This window comes from Arthrobacter sp. TJ-270 (assembly GCF_058269075.1).
Map to the genome: position 1 here is coordinate 38,914 of NZ_JBZCNB010000003.1, position 15,632 is coordinate 54,545.

Annotated in this window: 15 protein-coding genes; 5 read left to right on the forward strand and 10 right to left on the reverse strand. The window is 63.7% G+C overall.

Features of this window, described 5'->3' with window-relative positions; all coding sequences use genetic code 11:
- Positions 1 to 24: 24 nt before the first annotated feature.
- Together AC4D2M_RS07375 and AC4D2M_RS07380 are read left to right on the forward strand one after the other, a co-directional pair.
- Positions 25 to 1,110, forward strand: coding sequence for an inositol-3-phosphate synthase (locus AC4D2M_RS07375; protein ID WP_490890991.1), 1,086 nt, complete (start codon positions 25 to 27; stop codon positions 1,108 to 1,110).
- Between the two features lie 96 nt (positions 1,111 to 1,206).
- Positions 1,207 to 2,208, forward strand: a complete 1,002-nt coding sequence (locus AC4D2M_RS07380; protein WP_490890992.1) for a YeiH family protein — start codon at positions 1,207 to 1,209, stop codon at positions 2,206 to 2,208.
- Positions 2,209 to 2,230: 22 nt separating this feature from the next.
- Here the strand turns inward: AC4D2M_RS07380 and AC4D2M_RS07385 are convergent, their stop codons facing one another.
- A complete protein-coding gene (locus tag AC4D2M_RS07385; protein WP_490890993.1) occupies positions 2,231 to 2,851 on the reverse strand; it encodes a MerR family transcriptional regulator in 621 nt (206 codons plus the stop codon).
- Between the two features lie 79 nt (positions 2,852 to 2,930).
- Here AC4D2M_RS07385 and AC4D2M_RS07390 point away from each other — a divergent pair, with 79 nt between their 5' ends.
- The gene (locus tag AC4D2M_RS07390) at positions 2,931 to 3,425 is read left to right on the forward strand and encodes a DUF2306 domain-containing protein (RefSeq protein WP_490890995.1); all 495 of its coding nucleotides are present in this window, start codon (positions 2,931 to 2,933) and stop codon (positions 3,423 to 3,425) included.
- A 21-nt stretch (positions 3,426 to 3,446) separates the two neighbouring features.
- On the opposite strand, the gene AC4D2M_RS07395 is transcribed toward AC4D2M_RS07390, so the two are convergent.
- The 7 genes from AC4D2M_RS07395 to AC4D2M_RS07425 all read right to left on the reverse strand — a co-directional run bounded on the left by AC4D2M_RS07395 (position 3,447) and on the right by AC4D2M_RS07425 (position 11,194).
- Entirely contained in the window at positions 3,447 to 4,412 is a 966-nt protein-coding gene (locus tag AC4D2M_RS07395) for a polysaccharide deacetylase family protein (RefSeq protein WP_490890996.1), read from the reverse strand.
- 56 nt (positions 4,413 to 4,468) lie between these two features.
- Positions 4,469 to 5,662, reverse strand: coding sequence for a glycine C-acetyltransferase (locus tag AC4D2M_RS07400; protein WP_490890998.1), 1,194 nt, complete (start codon positions 5,660 to 5,662; stop codon positions 4,469 to 4,471).
- A gap of 10 nt (positions 5,663 to 5,672) precedes the next feature.
- Positions 5,673 to 6,716, reverse strand: a complete 1,044-nt coding sequence (tdh, locus tag AC4D2M_RS07405) for an L-threonine 3-dehydrogenase (RefSeq protein WP_490890999.1) — start codon at positions 6,714 to 6,716, stop codon at positions 5,673 to 5,675.
- Positions 6,717 to 6,751: 35 nt separating this feature from the next.
- Positions 6,752 to 8,443: a formate--tetrahydrofolate ligase gene (locus tag AC4D2M_RS07410; RefSeq protein ID WP_490891001.1), complete on the reverse strand. Its 1,692-nt coding sequence runs from the start codon at positions 8,441 to 8,443 to the stop codon at positions 6,752 to 6,754.
- Between the two features lie 107 nt (positions 8,444 to 8,550).
- Positions 8,551 to 9,318, reverse strand: coding sequence for a phosphatase (locus tag AC4D2M_RS07415; RefSeq protein ID WP_490891003.1), 768 nt, complete (start codon positions 9,316 to 9,318; stop codon positions 8,551 to 8,553).
- Positions 9,319 to 9,368: 50 nt separating this feature from the next.
- Positions 9,369 to 10,616 carry a D-inositol-3-phosphate glycosyltransferase gene (gene mshA / locus AC4D2M_RS07420; RefSeq protein ID WP_490891004.1) on the reverse strand — a complete coding sequence of 416 codons (1,248 nt, stop codon included), beginning with the start codon at positions 10,614 to 10,616 and terminating at the stop codon, positions 9,369 to 9,371.
- A 251-nt stretch (positions 10,617 to 10,867) separates the two neighbouring features.
- Complete coding sequence (locus AC4D2M_RS07425) at positions 10,868 to 11,194, reverse strand: hypothetical protein (protein WP_490891006.1); 327 nt, start codon at positions 11,192 to 11,194, stop codon at positions 10,868 to 10,870.
- Between the two features lie 464 nt (positions 11,195 to 11,658).
- Here AC4D2M_RS07425 and AC4D2M_RS07430 point away from each other — a divergent pair, with 464 nt between their 5' ends.
- The gene (locus AC4D2M_RS07430; RefSeq protein ID WP_490891007.1) at positions 11,659 to 12,819 is read left to right on the forward strand and encodes a DUF418 domain-containing protein; all 1,161 of its coding nucleotides are present in this window, start codon (positions 11,659 to 11,661) and stop codon (positions 12,817 to 12,819) included.
- Here AC4D2M_RS07430 and AC4D2M_RS07435 read toward each other — a convergent pair.
- Entirely contained in the window at positions 12,816 to 13,463 is a 648-nt protein-coding gene (locus AC4D2M_RS07435) for a histidine phosphatase family protein (RefSeq protein ID WP_490891008.1), read from the reverse strand. The genes AC4D2M_RS07430 and AC4D2M_RS07435 overlap by 4 nt on opposite strands.
- Positions 13,460 to 14,905: a CCA tRNA nucleotidyltransferase gene (locus AC4D2M_RS07440; protein ID WP_490891009.1), complete on the reverse strand. Its 1,446-nt coding sequence runs from the start codon at positions 14,903 to 14,905 to the stop codon at positions 13,460 to 13,462. The genes AC4D2M_RS07435 and AC4D2M_RS07440 overlap by 4 nt, the downstream gene beginning before the upstream one ends.
- Before the next feature lie 173 nt (positions 14,906 to 15,078).
- On the opposite strand from AC4D2M_RS07440, the gene AC4D2M_RS07445 reads away from it, so the two are divergent.
- Positions 15,079 to 15,609 (forward strand): NUDIX hydrolase, encoded by a 531-nt coding sequence (locus AC4D2M_RS07445; RefSeq protein WP_490891010.1) that lies wholly within the window; start codon positions 15,079 to 15,081, stop codon positions 15,607 to 15,609.
- Positions 15,610 to 15,632: the final 23 nt, after the last annotated feature.

A 15,632-nucleotide genomic window follows, 5' to 3' on the forward strand; every position in this document is an offset into this window, starting at 1 on the left:
CAAAAGCGCGTAAAGAGGAGAACAGTGGGAACTAACCCCATTCGGGTAGCAATTGTCGGTGTCGGAAACTGTGCCGCGTCGCTGGTACAGGGCGTTCAGTACTACAAGGATGCGGACGCAACGGCGACCATCCCCGGCCTGATGCACGTGCAATTCGGCAAGTACCACGTCAATGACGTGCAGTTTGTTACGGCGTTCGACGTTGACGGCAAGAAGGTCGGCTTGGACCTTGCAGAGGCCATCGGCGCCAGCGAGAACAACACCATCAAGATCGCCGACGTTCCGGTCACCGGCGTAAAGGTCCAGCGCGGCCACACCCTCGACGGCCTGGGCAAGTACTACCGCGAAACCATCGTCGAGTCGGACGCTGAGCCGGTTGACGTCGTGGCAGAGCTCAAGGCCTCACAGGTCGACGTCATGGTCTGCTACCTGCCCGTCGGTTCCGAAGCCGCTGCCAAGTTCTACGCCCAGTGCGCAATCGACGCCGGAGTCGCATTCGTCAACGCCCTTCCCGTCTTCATTGCGGGCACCAAGGAGTGGGCTGACAAGTTCACCGCGGCCGGCGTCCCGATCGTGGGGGATGACATCAAGAGCCAGATCGGCGCAACCATCACGCACCGCGTCATGGCCAAGCTGTTCGAAGACCGCGGCGTCACGCTGGACCGCACCTACCAGCTGAACGTGGGCGGCAACATGGACTTCAAGAACATGCTTGAGCGGGACCGCCTTGAGTCCAAGAAAATCTCCAAGACCCAGGCTGTTACGTCCAACGTTGAGGCTGAAATGCACGCCGACGACGTCCACATCGGCCCCTCGGACTACGTCGCCTGGCTCGATGACCGCAAGTGGGCGTTTGTCCGCCTCGAAGGCCGCAACTTCGGCGATGCCCCCGTCTCTCTTGAGTACAAGCTCGAGGTGTGGGACTCCCCGAACTCGGCCGGCGTGATCATCGACGCCATCCGTGCCGCAAAGATCGCCTCGGACCGCGGCATCGGCGGTCCGATCCTCTCGGCATCGAGCTACTTTATGAAGTCGCCGCCGGAGCAGTACAACGACGACATCGCCCGCGATAAGGTCGAGGCCTTCATCCGCGGTGACATTGAGCGCTAGACACGTTCACTTTCACGAAACGCCCCTGGCTCTGCCGGGGGCGTTTCGTTTCTGGCGGACACGCCGGCTGCCGCTGGTCCCACCTACCGCCCGGCCATGACGGAACGACCCTTCGGCCGGATCCTGGCGATCCTTCCCGGGCTGGGCGTTTGCCTCGCCGCTGCGACGCTGGCCTGGCTCGTGAGCCGCGTGCTCCCGGGAGCGAGTCCGCTGCTGATAGCTATCCTGCTGGGAGCGGTATGGGGAAACCTGTGGCCGATCCCCACCCGCTTTTTCGGAGGTATCGCGGTCTCCTCCAGAAACCTGTTGCGGGCCGGGATCGTACTGCTCGGTCTCCAGCTCTCACTGTCGGCAGTCCTCGAACTGGGGCCAGGTGTACTGCTGATTGTCCTGCTGTCGGTTGGCCTTACCTTCGCTGCGACGCTCTGGCTCGGCAAGCTCCTGGGCGTCAGCCTCGCGCAGCGCCTCCTCATAGCGTCCGGGTTCTCGATCTGCGGCGCCGCGGCGGTGGCCGCGATGGAGAGCGCAGCCGGAGCCAAGAAAACTGAAGTTGCCACAGCCATCGGACTGGTGGTGCTCTTCGGAACCCTGATGATTCCGGCCGTCCCCTTCTTCGGTGAGCTCCTGGGACTTCCCGAGGGGCCACTGGGGATATGGATCGGGGCTTCGACTCACGAGGTAGCACAGGTCGTTGCGGCGGGTGAAGCGGTGGGCGGGTCCGCGCTTGCCGTGGCTGTCACGGTCAAGCTCGCCAGAGTTCTCACCCTGGCCCCCATCACCGCGGGCATTGTGATGCATATGCGCCGCACCCGGCCGAGGGCCGGCGGGAAGATGCCGCCGGTGGTCCCCCTCTTCATTGTGGGGTTCGTAGGAGCGATGCTCGTGCGTACCTCGAACCTGCTGCCTCAGGACATTCTGGAACTGGCACAGGTCCTACAGACACTGCTGCTCTCAGCAGCGATGTTCGCGCTCGGGCTCGGCGTCCAACTGAGAAGCCTGTTGAGGGTAGGCAGGCGCCCGATTCTGCTCGGTCTGCTCTCCACGCTGGTCATTCTCGCGGTATCCCTGGTCGGTACGATGGTCCTGCCGCTGTCCTGAGGAACCGAACGGCCCACCGAACCTACTCCTCGTCCGCATCACGTAGGCGCCGGATACTCTGTGACGCCTGCGCAAGCGCCACCAGACTCAGGAGCAGCTTGCTATAGGCGCGGACGCCCACTGCCACGGCCAGCACCGCCCGGTCCCGCGAGTGAGCGTCGAACACGGTGCCCAGATCCTGCCGGGCCACCAGATCGGCCGCACGCGCATACCCGAGGACGACGTCGGCACTCACCGAAAGGCCCATCGCCTCCATATCCTGCAGGGTCCTGTTGAGCAGCGCACGTGCATCGGAGGAGGTATCCGGCCAATCCTGGGCTTCCATTAGTTCGGCCACAAGCGGGTGATCCGGTACGTTCTGCTCCGAGGCCCCGAGCACCATCGCCTGGGTCCTGCCGAGCAGCTCCAGCCGGGAGACGCCACGATCCTCAACCAGCCCTATCAGGGTGCGAATCTGGTCAATGCGTAGCCCCACAACGGAGCGCAGCCCCGCAATCAGCTCGAGGCGTTCGACGTGTCCGGCACCGTACTCTGCTCGCGTGGGGTGGATCTCATCACCGCGCTGAAGGATGCCCTCGCGCAGGTAGAACTTGATGCTGGCCGCGCTTATCCCCGTTGCCGCGCTCAGTTCCTTCAGCTGCATCGGGAACTCCTCATCGGATAGTAGAACAGCGGCAACTATCCTGATGTACACCATGGGATAGTAGGCCTATCTTATAGACATGGACTGGAGCCCGCTCTTAGCCGCCCACGTAATCGCCGCACTGTACGTGCTTGTGCTGGGACCCCTCAATATCTTCCGACGCCGCCGTGATCGGGCTCATCGGATCATTGGCTATACGTGGGTGGGCGCCATGTACTTCGTCTGCGTCAGCAGCTTCTGGATTGTCACCGACGGACACTACAGCTGGCTGCACGGCCTCTCAGCCTTCACGATCATCACCGTGACGCTCGGCCTCGTGTCCGCCATCCGGCGCAACATCACAGCGCACCGGGCGAACATGATCGGCAGCTACATCGGCATCTCGATAGCGTTCGTGTTCGCCGCCACCGCACCCGGGCGGGCAATACCAAGACTGTTGGCTGACGACCCGGCTACCGCCGTCGTCGTTACTGTGCTGGTGCTGCTGACAGCAGCCGGTCTGTACCTTGCGGTCAGACCGGCACCGCGAAAGGTGCCGACCAGAACCATCCGGACAACCAGGACTCCGGTCTAACCCCTAGCGTTGCTACCAGCGTCACGCGGGCAGATTCAGCGGGATGAAGCTGGTCTGGAGTAGTGGCACGGCTGCAGCGAGGCCCTGGCCGGTGGCGGCGGCGGGCTGGTTCCCGTGGGCGATGATGATGTCGCCGTTTTGCGCCCGTGTGATCTCCTGGGTCACGATGTGTGCCGGGTAAGTTGCGCCGGCATCGCCGTTGATGCTGAAGCCGGTCGGCGTCTGACCGAGGGCAAGGCAGATCTGGGACGCCAGCTCGTCGAGGTGCGCTGTGCCCGACCGGAAGAAGCGTGGCGGTTTCCCGGTGAGCTCCGCGATCATGTCCGTGTTCACCATGATCTCGTCATACACCTCTCCCGGCCCGATTGTGCCCGGTATGCCGTACGCGCTTTGCCTCATCACGCTCAACGGCAGATGTTGAGTTCCGTGGTTGGCGATCTCGAAGAGCGGGTCTTCTGCCAGTTCCTTCGCAAGTCCCCGGTTACTGGCGATCCACCGCGAATTGAGGAACAGGGTCGCGGGCATCCTGTGCTCACGCAGGAGGTCCAGGATTGTATGGTCAGTCTGACTCCCACCTGGCCCGCCGCAATAGTCAAGGGTCAGTACGGCGCCGCCGGCAGTAGCAGGCAGTTGGCTGACAGCACCGGGAACGTCCATTCCCCAGTGTTGTGGGACGTGCCCGGTGAACCTATCGATGATTTCGTCCCGGGTAGGCAGCACCGGCGGCTGGAAGGACGGCGAACCGGTCGGGGCGGGCTCCGACGTAGGCGACGGCGTTCCTGAAGGCCGCGGGCTGGGAACCGGCCTCTCGGCCGGCCTTGTTTGCGGCGTCGCCGCCGCGCACCCGGCCAGGGTTATCCCCAGGCCCGCCAGAATGAGTGCCCTGCGGCCGGCATCGAATTGCACGCGTCCCCCTACGACGTACGTACGTCCCCACGCCGGACGTACGTCGCCCAGTGTAGACGGCAACGCACCCGTAGCGGCCATCCGGGCGTCCAGGGCCGCAGTGTGTCGACGGGATGAGCAGCCGCCGCGGGTAAGGGTTATGCCACAGAATCGCGGGCCGTGACGAAAGCCCCCACACACGCCTCGATGTCCTCTGCGCTGTGCGCTGCCGACAGCTGTACACGGATCCGCGCGGCGCCTTTGGGAACCACGGGGTAGCTGAAGGCAATCACGTAAACGCCGTGCTCCAGCATGCTGTCAGCCACCCGGGCAGCCAGGGCGGCGTCACCGAACATCACCGGGATGATCGGATGCTCTCCCTCCAGCAGGTCGAATCCTTCCTCGGTCATGCGGCGCCGGAAGAGGGAGGCATTCTCACCCAGCCGGGCACGGAGCTCAGCGCTGTTCTGAACAAGGTCCAGGGCCGTGAGGGTCGCCGCGACAATCGACGGCGCGAGGGAATTCGAAAACAGGTAGGGGCGCGCACGCTGCCGCAACAGCTCCACAATCTCCCGTCGCCCCGACACATAGCCGCCCGATGCACCACCCAGCGCCTTGCCGAACGTTCCCGTGTAGATGTCAACGCGGTCGGAAACCCCGGCGTGCTCAGGCGTTCCGGCGCCTGTCGCTCCCATGAATCCCACGGCATGAGAATCATCCACCATCACCATGGCGTCATACCGTTCGGCGAGGTCGCAGATCTCCTTCAGGGGAGCGAGATAGCCGTCCATCGAGAAGACGCCGTCAGTGACAACCAAACGCCGGCGAGCGCCGGAGGCTTCCTGCAGCCTGGCCTCAAGATCCGCCATGTCCCGGTTCGTGTAGCGGAACCGCTGCGCCTTGCTGAGCCGGATGCCGTCAATGATCGAGGCGTGATTCAGCGCGTCGGAGATAACGGCATCGTCGGCGTTCAGCAGTGATTCGAACACTCCACCGTTCGCGTCGAAGCACGAGGAGAAAAGGATGGTGTCCTCAGTTCCCAGGAACTGCGACACACGCTGTTCGAGCTGCAGGTGGAGGTCCTGGGTTCCGCAGATGAACCGGACGGACGCCATTCCGAAGCCGCGATCGTCCAGTGCCCCCTTCGCCGCGTCGATGATCGAGGGGTGGTCCGCGAGGCCTAGATAGTTGTTGGCGCAGAAGTTCAGGACCTGCGCTCCCTCCGCGTTTCCCAGCGCCGCACGAATGGTGTTGGACTGCGGCGACGAGATGGTCCGTTCGCGCTTGTACAGGCCGGCGTCCCGGATTTCCTGCAATTCGGACTGAAGCTGATCCCTCACCGATACAAACATTTCAACTCCTCTAGATCGCCGACCAGTCGAGCACTACCTTGCCGCTGCGCCCGTTGCGCGCAATGGTGAAACCTTCCTGCCAGTCCGACGCCGGCAGCACGTCGGTCACCACACTCGCCACAGCGTCACGCAACCGGTGATTGGACTGCAGCATGGCGCTCATGGCGTACCACGTCTCGAACATTTCGCGCCCGTACACGCCCTTCAGGGTGAGCATGTGCGTCACGACCTTCCCCCAGTCGATCGTGATGTCCTGGGACGGCAGGCCGAGCATCGCAATCCGGCCGCCGTGATTCATGTTGTCGATCATTTCGGGCAGCGCGGTGGGATATCCGGACATCTCAAGTCCAATGTCGAAGCCTTCCACCATGTGCAGTTCGCGCTGCGCCTCCGTGATCCTCATCCTGCTCACGTCAACGGCGAGATCCACTCCGATGGCACGGGCAAGGTCCAGCCGAGGTTCGGAAACGTCCGTGATGGCGATGTTCCGCGCACCGGCGTGACGGGCGACGGCGATCGCCATCAGCCCGATCGGGCCTGCTCCGGTGATGAGCACGTCCTCGCCCACAAGCGGGAAACTCAGTGCCGTGTGAACGGCGTTTCCGAACGGATCGAACACTGCTCCAAGCTCCGGACTCACACCGTCATGGTGCACCCACACGTTGGTCTCGGGAACCACAATGAACTCAGCAAAGGCTCCGTCGCGCTGAACACCGACGCTGACGGTCCGGATGCACATCTGGCGGCGCCCGGCACGGCAGTTGCGGCAGATGCCGCACACAATGTGACCCTCGCCGGAGACCCGGTCTCCCACCCGGACGTCATGCACGCCGTCACCGAGCTCAACCACCTCGCCGTAGAACTCGTGCCCGGGAATCAGCGGTGCCTCGATGATGCTCGCCGCCCAGGCATCCCATGACTCAATGTGCAGGTCCGTCCCGCAGATGCCGGTTGTGATTACGCGGATCTTCACGTCGCCGAGCCCCACGGTGGGCTCGGGCCGGTCCACGAACTCGAATCCGGCCATGGCTCCGGGTTTATAGAGCGCCTTCACTCAGGTGTCCTCTCGTTGGAATCGCCGGACGGTGCTCAGAAAAGTCCTACGGCGCCGCCGTCGTCGTCCACGTCCATGCGCAGGGCTCCCGGCTCCTTGGGCAGGCCGGGCATAGTCATGACGGCGCCCGTCAGGGCGACTATGAAGCCTGCCCCGGTCTTTGGAATCAGGTCGCGCACATGGAGGGTGAAGCCCTCGGGCGCACCAAGCCTGGTGGCGTCGTCGGAGAACGAGTACTGCGTCTTCGCCATGCACACCGGCAGCTGATCCCACCCGTTCGCCTCGATTTCCGTCAGCCGGCGCAGGGCAGCCGGAGAGAAGTCGACGTCGGAAGCTCCGTAGATCTCCTGAGCGACCATCCGGATCTTTTCCTCCACCGGCAGCTCCAAGGGGTACAGGTGCCGGAAAGAACGGGGTGCCTCAAGCGCGGCCATGACTTTCGCAGCAAGCTCGTCACCGCCCGGTCCGCCGCCGCCCTCACCCCAGATATCCGCGACGGCGGCGCTGATGCCTTTGGAGGCGCACCACTGCAGCAGCCAGGCGAGTTCTTCATCCGTGTCTGTGGCGAACTTGTTGATCGCCACCACGGGCGTGATTCCGAACTTCTTCACGTTCTCCACGTGCCGCTGGAGATTCACGACGCCGCGTTCCACCGCCGACACATCCGGCTGCCGTAAACCCTCTTTCCCCACTCCGCCGTGCATTTTGAGCGCGCGGATGGTGGCAACCAGTACGACGGCGTCAGGCGCCACCTCCGCTGCCCTCGCCTTTATGTCCATGAACTTCTCGGCGCCAAGGTCCGCACCGAAACCGGCCTCCGTCACCACGATGTCAGCGAGGCTCTGCGCTGTCCTTGTGGCAATGACCGAGTTACAGCCGTGAGCGATGTTGGCGAACGGACCACCGTGCACCAGGGCGGGCGTGCCGGCGATGGTCTGCACCAGGTTGGGCTTGACCGCATCTTTCAACAGAAGCGTGAGCGCTCCCTCGACCCCGAGATCCGCAACGGTGACGGGCTTCCGGTCGTAGGTGTAGCCGACGGTCATTGCGGCAAGCCGCCGCCTGAGATCAGCGAGATCGGTTGCAAGGCAGAAGACGGCCATCACTTCCGAGGCGACCGTGATGTCGAACCCGTCCTGGCGTGGAATGCCCTGGGTCAGTCCGCCCAGACCGATCACTACTTCCCGCAGCGCCCGATCGTTTACGTCGAGCACACGCCGGAACGTAATCCTGCGTGGATCGAGGTTGAGGGGATTGCCCTGATACATGGAGTTGTCCACCAGGGCCATCAACGTGTTGTTCGCACTCGTGATTGCGTGGAAGTCACCGGTGAAGTGGAGGTTGATGTCCTCCATCGGCAGCACCTGCGAGTAGCCGCCCCCCGTGGCACCGCCCTTCATGCCCATTACCGGGCCCAGGGAGGGTTCGCGCAGTGCAACCATCACCCGCTGACCGGCGCGGGCCAGCGAATCCGACAGCCCCACCGTGCAGGTGGATTTGCCCTCGCCGGCAGGCGTGGGGCTCATGGCGCTTACCAGCACCACCTTTCCGGGCTTCTTGCCCGGGACGTGAGGCAGCCGCGCAGTATCGATCTTTGCCTTGTACCGCCCGTACAGTTCCAGCGCCTCGGGTGGGATTCCCGCAGCGGCCGCGATCTCCCCGATGGGACGGATGCGGGCTGCTCGAGCGATGTCGAGGTCGGACACAGGGGCGTGGATAGACGTCATCGTCTGAATCCCTCCGGGGTGCTGGCTGGACTACGGTGGCTCGGGTGTGAGCTCAGGTCCAATCTACCAGCGCAGGCGACGGCAGCTCCGCCGGCAATTCCAGCTGTTCAGGACAGTCCTGCACGCTCGAGAATGTAGCGTGTCATCGGCTCGTACAGGCCCGGACACAGGTTGTCATCCAGCGGCACCGCGACCTCCAGATGGCCCTGGGCCTCGGAGACAAACAAACCGGGGTCATTGCAGTCCGCGAAGCCCAGTGAAGGGATTCCTTCCGATGCGGCATGCCCTGCCCAGCCGTGATCGGCCACCACCAGCTGCGGAGGCAGGGCGCCCTGCGATGCGAGGAGCTCGAGGCTGAGCCGCATCGGCTCGGGGTAATGCGTGTGGACCAGGCCGCCGTACTGGTGCCACGCGAGGACGCCGAAAAGCTGCCGGATGTCACCGTCCCTGAAGGGTTGCCCCTCCGGGACCTTGACCAGAGTGGCCCCACCCCGCTCGGCGGCGGCGGCGAGAGCGGCGTGGACGGGCAGCAGCCCGGCGGGATGACCCGTGGCGAAGAGTATGCGGTGTCCGGCACGAACAGCCTCACCCAACCGGTCGGCGAACCTGTCCAGCGCGGCAACGCACTTGGCGGCATCGATCGTGTCCTGGCCCTCGAGGTGGTCCCGGTCGGCGCTGGTGCCCACACGCTCATGCATCAGGTCGAAAACCTCGTCGAACGTCCATTCCCGCGTGAGACGAACCCCGAACTCAAGGTGCTCGTTGCCTTCGAGGAACAGCCGCATGTGCCTCAGGTTGTCCTGCCGCGGCGTGGCAACCTTCCCGGTGATACCCACGGAGTCGAGATAGCTGGCAAGTTCTTCGGCTGCGTCCACCCAACCATCCTAGGCGCACCGCCCTGAGGATCCGGAAAGCCCGCCAGGGGTCAGGGTACCGGCGCACCCTCATACTGCTCGACGGCGGTGCGGTAGCTCTGCGCAGTAAACAGCGCGGTCCGCTGCCAGCCGAAGGCCAGCGCATGCACCGCGGCATTGGTGCCCAGCGTGCGCCGCATGCCGCCGTCGTCGTGCAGGGCTTCCAGTGCTGCCGACCACAGGGCGGCACTGTGCCCGTTCACCAGCACGCCGGTCCGGCCGTCGCTGATTGCCTGCGGCAGTCCGCCGACATTCGCGGCCAGCACCGGAGTACCGCAGGCCTGGGCCTCCAGGGCCACGAGGCCGAAGGATTCACTGTAGGAGGGCATGGCTACGACGTCGGCGGCACGGAACCAGTGTGCAAGCTGCTTGGCCAGGACGGGCGGATAAAGCCGAGCCACATCATGCAACCCGAGCCGATTGATAAGGGGCTGCAGTTCCAGCGCTTCGGCTCCGCTGCCGGACCCGATGATGCTGACCTGCAGCGGAATGTCGGGGCGACGTGCCCGGAGGTCCGCGGCGGCCTCAACAAGCAGGTGCGGGCCCTTCAGTTTCTGGATCCGGCCAGCGAAGACCACGTGGAATACATCAGACGGGAAGTGGAGCCTCTCCCGCGAGGTGGATCGGTCAACTGCGTTGAAGACGTCAAGGTCCACCCCCGGAGCGACGATGTCGACTTTCTCGGCGCCTGCTCCGTAGAGGGACTCGAGCTCGGCGGCTTCGGTGCTCGTGTTGGCGATAAGCCGATCAGCGTCGTCAACGATCGTTTGCTCACCGACGATCCGCTCCTCGGGTTCCATCACACCGCCTGCGTGGAGGCGAAGGTTCTTCACCCTGGCCATGGTGTGCATCGAATGAACCAGCGGCAGATTGAGGGATCTGGAGACCATCAGGCCTACGATTCCGGAAACCCAGTAGTGGGAGTGGATGACGTCGAAGTGTCCGTCTGCCAGCAGGTCTGTTGCATCCGAAATAGCGTCCGCCATGTCATCGGAGAGCTGCGGCAGTACTTCCTTGGGGACCTTGCGGGTGGGCCCCGCGATAAGGTGGCGCACCAGAACGCCCGGCCCGAGTTCCTCGACGTGCGGTTTTCCGTCGGCGGCCGCCCGCGTGAAGATTTCGACGTCGATACCAACCTTGGCCAGTTCCAGCGCGACTGAGCGGACGTACACATTCATGCCGCCGGCGTCTCCGTCGCCTGGCTGGTCGAAAGGCGACGTGTGAAGCGACAGCATCGCGACGCGCTTCACGGGGGTCACGAGCCCTCCTTCGCCATCCATGTTGTGGGCTTCACCGCATGTGCCCGTTAACCATGTTTGACCATATAACGCGCATACAAGCCGCTACATTCCGTGACCGTCCGACAACTCGTAATGGAGTATGCCAACCGTTAAAGGCGGAAGCCCGCGCTGGGAAGCGCGGGCTTCTCTATTGGTAGGACCGATGACTTGCATCAGTGCTCCTTCGCGGATTGACAGGGAGCGACCACACAGCCGCACGGACGTACCTGCTATTTGATGTACAGGTGATGCTGCGGCAGTGCATAGGACTGGGCGTTGTCCCAGGCGTTATCTACGGACGTTTCCTGTATTCGCTTCCAGAAAGACACACTTTCACGGAGTTTCCTGATCACGGCGTTCACCTCCTCCCGCTGCGTGAAGTCAGGCATCACCGCTGCAGAATCAACAGCTTCGATGGGCAGTTGGCCGACCATACTGTCGAGGCGGGTGAGGTTGCCGGACATGATGAATTCCCCCTGCGAACGCGGCTGTACAGCGACTGGAGTCGTGGTGCGCTCGGTGGAAATGAGGGCGGAATGGACCTGTAAATCAGGCATGGATATCTCCTGGATATGTGGTGCATGAATTGGAAGTACGCCGGGGCAGGCGCGGAATTCGTGAAAAGGACACGAAAAAGAGAGGCGGATTCCGCCTGACACACAACGGGTGAAAGAGAGACTTCTCCCAGAAAGGAATTAGGAGAGAAGTGCCGGTTTCAGCAGGAGATCAGTGCGCAGCGACGGCGGAGGCTGGGCGGGTTCGCGCGGCCATCATGCCGCCGAGAAAATTAATCACCGATCCCACCTCCACTTCTGTCTAGCGCTTACCTGACAGTGCAAAACAAGGGAAGATTGACATCTCCCAATGGCACTCCTCAAAGTTACCCCACGCGAACCGCCTCCGCCTAGGTCTTTCTGAGAATTCCCTCAAAAATTTTCCGCGGCGGGAATAGCGGCTATACCGAGCGTGAATCGGACACGCACGGCGTTAGGCTGACCGGGGACTGGACGAGAGGAAACAGGTGGGATCAGAACGATTCAGGGAGGTTGATGCGCTGCGCAGTTTCGCGCTCGGCGGCATCCTCATGGTCAACATCTGGTACTTCGCCGACCCTCTCACACTCGTCGGCGAGATCAGCCCGAATCACTCCACAGCCGAGGACCTCGCAGTCCGCTTCGCCGTTGCCGCGCTTTTCGAAGCGAAGTTCTACCTGCTCTTTTCCTTTCTGTTCGGCTACAGCTACGTTCTGCAGTGGCGAGCCGCGGTAGCAGCGAACGTATCCCCGGTTCAAAGGATGCGGCGCCGCCTGACGGCGCTATTTGTCCTCGGCCTGTTGCACGGCGTTCTTCTGTTCTTCGGTGACATCCTGCTGACGTACTCACTCATGGGGCTCATCCTGCTCGCTACGCACTCGATCCGTACATCCACGGCGACCATTGCGGGCAGCGCGCTGATCGGCGTCCTTGGATCACTGATTCTCGCGGTGGGCCTTTTCATTGCCGTCGCTCCGACGGGCAACCCGCCCTCCGGAATCACTGTGGACGCCGGCGCTCTTGTCGAGAGCCCAGGATCCGCGTTCTCCTCCAACGCCGGCAACTTCCTGGACACCGTTACCGGGGTGGTGTTTCTTCAGGGACCCCTCTCCCTGGCCATGTTCTACCTCGGCCTTGCAGCCGGGAGATCGCGGCTTATGGAGCGGCGGCTCTCCGCCCGTGCACTGACGACGACGGCGGCCGCCTGTCTGCCCATCGGACTCATCGCCGGCATCGTCCAGGCATATCTGACCACCTACGTGGATGGTGCCCGGTTCAGCGTTCTCGCGTTTGGCATTTCCACCCTCACGGCACCCCTGCTGACCGCTGGATATGTCAGCCTTCTCCTGCTGTTTTTCCGTACGACGGCGGGAGGTCACCTTTGCGGATTGCTCGCACCTGCCGGCCGCATTGCGCTCACCAACTATCTGATGCAGTCGGTGATCATGGCGCTCGTCTTCACCGCCTACGGGCTACGGCTCTCCGACCAGCTGCCGGCCGCCGCGGTGGCGGGCACCGCCGTCGTCATTTTCCTGGCTCAGCTGATTTTCAGCAGGATTCTGCTCTCGCGCGTCCGGGTAGGACCGGCCGAATGGCTGCTGCGTCGGATCACCTACGGCGGGCGGCGTCAGCAGTTACGGCTTAACTAGATGTTCCAGCGAAGGATTGCCGGGGTGCGCTTGTCCCAGCCAAGTGCGCACACCGCAGCCGTACCGAGGATGAAGCGCCGCCCTTCGATTGGGTCGAACTCCAGCCAGCGTGCCGTGAGGATCCGCAGGAAATGGCCGTGTGCCACAAGCAGGGCGTTCCGGATGGGAGCCGCGTCGGGGTCCTGATCTGCGGGTGTTCCGCAACCGGCCTGAACACGGGAAATGATCTGGTCTGCGCGGGCGCCGACCTGGGCCAGTGTTTCTCCGTTCGGTGCGCCGTCCTTCCAGATCAGGTAGCCCGGGTTTTCCTCGCGGACCGTGGCGCTGTTACGGCCTTCGTTGTCGCCGTAATCCCACTCGTGCGCGTGAGGGATTACTTCGGCGTCAGGGAACCCAACCAATTCAGCGGTGCGCCGGGCTCGCTGCAGCGGGGAGGTGAACACCAGATCGAACTCGACACCGGCCAGCCGGCTCGCCGCCTCCCGTGCCTGTTGCTCACCCGCCGTGGTCAGGGCGAGGTCAGTGAGTCCGGTGTAATTGCCGTCCCTCGACCACTCGGTCTCACCGTGGCGCAGAAGCCAGAGGTGAGGCAGCGGCGTACCGGCGGCGGTCAGGTCTGCGGCAGCCGCACCCGACTGGCTCATGAGGCACCCCCGGCAGCTTCGGGCTGACTGAACCACCAGGTACGCAGCTTTGCTTCAGCTTCCTCCGGCGTATGCGGACCGTACTCCATGCGTTCCTCCAATAAGAAGCGGTAGGCCCGCCCCACAACCGGCCCCGGCCCGATACCGAGCAGCGCCATGATTTGTTGTCCGTCGAGATCCGGCCTTATCGACGCAAGCTCTTCCTGCTCGGCCAGCGCAGCGATGCGCGCCTCCAAATCGTCATACGCGAAGGCCAGCCGTTCGGCCTTCCGGCGGTTGCGTGTGGTCACGTCCGACCGGGTCAGACGGTGCAGCCGCTCCAGCTGCGGGCCGGCGTCCGTGACGTAGCGGCGGACGGCCGAATCACTCCAGCCGGCCTCGCCATATCCGTAGAAGCGCATGTGCAGTTCCACCAGCCGGGCCACAGCCTTGATGGTGTCGTTGTCAAAACGGAGCGCCTTCATCCGCTTTGCCGTGAGCTTCGCGCCCACGACGTCGTGATGGCGGAAGCTGACCGCCCCCGTCGGTTCGAATCGCCGCGTTGCCGGCTTCCCGACGTCGTGCATGAGGGCAGCGAACCGCAGGACGAAGTCCGGGGACGGCACCGCGCCGTCGTCGTCCGTTTCCAGTTCACAAGCCTGCTCCAGCACTGTCAACGAGTGCTGGTAGACATCCTTGTGCCGGTGGTGCTCGTCCATCTCCAAGCGCAGCGCGGGCACCTCCGGGAGGATGTGGTCGGCCAGCCCGGTAGAGACCATCAGGTCCACCCCACGTCGCGGGTGCGCCCCGTTGATCAATTTAGTGAGCTCGTCGCGGACCCGCTCGGCGGAGATAATGGTGATTCGCTCCGCCATCGCTGTCATTGCCTTCCGGACTTCCGGGGCCACCTCCACTCCCAACTGGGAGGCGAATCTCGCCGCCCGCATCATGCGGAGCGGATCGTCAGAGAACGACGACGACGGCGCGCCCGGAGTGCGTAGCAGGCCGGTGTGGAGGTCCTTCACCCCGCCGTACGGGTCCACGAGCTCCATCGAAGGAAGGCGCAGGGCCATAGCGTTGATCGTGAAGTCGCGGCGGAGGAGGTCATCCTCCAGGTTGGTGCCGAACGCGACCACCGGCTTACGGGAAGACGGATCGTAAGCCTCGGCCCGATAGGTGGTGACCTCGATGGTGAACGACCCCTTGCGCAGGCCGATTGTGCCGAACTCCCGGCCAATCTCCCAGAAAGCATCGGCCCAGCGACGGATGACCGCGAGTGTCTGATCCGGGTCTGCGTCCGTTGTGAAGTCGAGGTCCGGGGAAGATCGTCCGAGGAAAAGGTCCCTCACCGGGCCGCCGACCAAGGAAAGTTCATGGCCGGCCTCAGCGAAGAGCCGACCGAGCTCAGTAACCACCGCCGGAAGCGGGGCGGTCAGCGGGGAGTTTTCCAACAGGTGCACCATAGTTCTTCAAGCGTGCCAGAGATCAGCCCAAACACCATTACGGGTTGTGTTGTGCGGGGCGAACAGCGCAGTCGCAGCCGTTCCCGCATGCAACACGCCGAACGTCCTGCATGGAGACGTCGAAGCTAGGTGCCTCGTCATCATCCCACCTCAAAGGTAGTTAGAGTGGGGTCATGGACCGTCCCGTTCCGAGCGCCCCAAAGCGCACCCCATTGACAGCGTCACTGGGCAGGACAGGCGCGCCCCTGATCCACCAGACGCTTCCCACTGTGGAGGAAGTATCGGCCGGTGGGATCGTCGTCGACGCCTCGACAGACCTGCTCAATGTGGCGATCATCGCGCGCCTGAACCGCGGTGGGCGTCTCGAATGGTGCCTGCCCAAGGGTCATCCGGAAAACCAGGAGAACAACGAGCAGGCCGCAGTGCGGGAGATCGAAGAGGAAACCGGCATCCGCGGCCGCGTGCTCACCGCACTGGGCAGCATCGACTACTGGTTCACCGTCAGCGGGCACCGCGTCCACAAGACGGTCCACCACTTCCTGCTTGTATCGACGGGCGGGCATCTCACCATTGAGAATGACCCGGATCACGAGGCTGTCGATGTGGCATGGGTGCCGCTCGCAGACCTCGGCCGCAAGCTTTCCTTCCCCAATGAGCGCCGCATCGCTGACCTCGCCCGGGAAGTACTGCCGCAGTACCTCTGATCCGGCACCCCCGTTGCGCAGCT

Excerpts from the sequence above, each read along its gene's own strand:
- AC4D2M_RS07445 (WP_490891010.1), top strand. The coding sequence starts at position 15,079 with ATGGACCGTCCCGTTCCGAGCGCCCCAAAGCGCACCCCATTGACAGCG.
- AC4D2M_RS07425 (WP_490891006.1), bottom strand. The coding sequence starts at position 11,194 with ATGCCTGATTTACAGGTCCATTCCGCCCTCATTTCCACCGAGCGCACC.
- AC4D2M_RS07390 (WP_490890995.1), top strand. The coding sequence starts at position 2,931 with ATGGACTGGAGCCCGCTCTTAGCCGCCCACGTAATCGCCGCACTGTAC.
- AC4D2M_RS07400 (WP_490890998.1), bottom strand. The coding sequence starts at position 5,662 with ATGTTTGTATCGGTGAGGGATCAGCTTCAGTCCGAATTGCAGGAAATC.
- AC4D2M_RS07385 (WP_490890993.1), bottom strand. The coding sequence starts at position 2,851 with ATGCAGCTGAAGGAACTGAGCGCGGCAACGGGGATAAGCGCGGCCAGC.
- AC4D2M_RS07380 (WP_490890992.1), top strand. The coding sequence starts at position 1,207 with ATGACGGAACGACCCTTCGGCCGGATCCTGGCGATCCTTCCCGGGCTG.
- AC4D2M_RS07395 (WP_490890996.1), bottom strand. The coding sequence starts at position 4,412 with ATGGCCGCTACGGGTGCGTTGCCGTCTACACTGGGCGACGTACGTCCG.
- AC4D2M_RS07435 (WP_490891008.1), bottom strand. The coding sequence starts at position 13,463 with ATGAGCCAGTCGGGTGCGGCTGCCGCAGACCTGACCGCCGCCGGTACG.
- AC4D2M_RS07440 (WP_490891009.1), bottom strand. The coding sequence starts at position 14,905 with ATGGTGCACCTGTTGGAAAACTCCCCGCTGACCGCCCCGCTTCCGGCG.
- AC4D2M_RS07410 (WP_490891001.1), bottom strand. The coding sequence starts at position 8,443 with ATGACGTCTATCCACGCCCCTGTGTCCGACCTCGACATCGCTCGAGCA.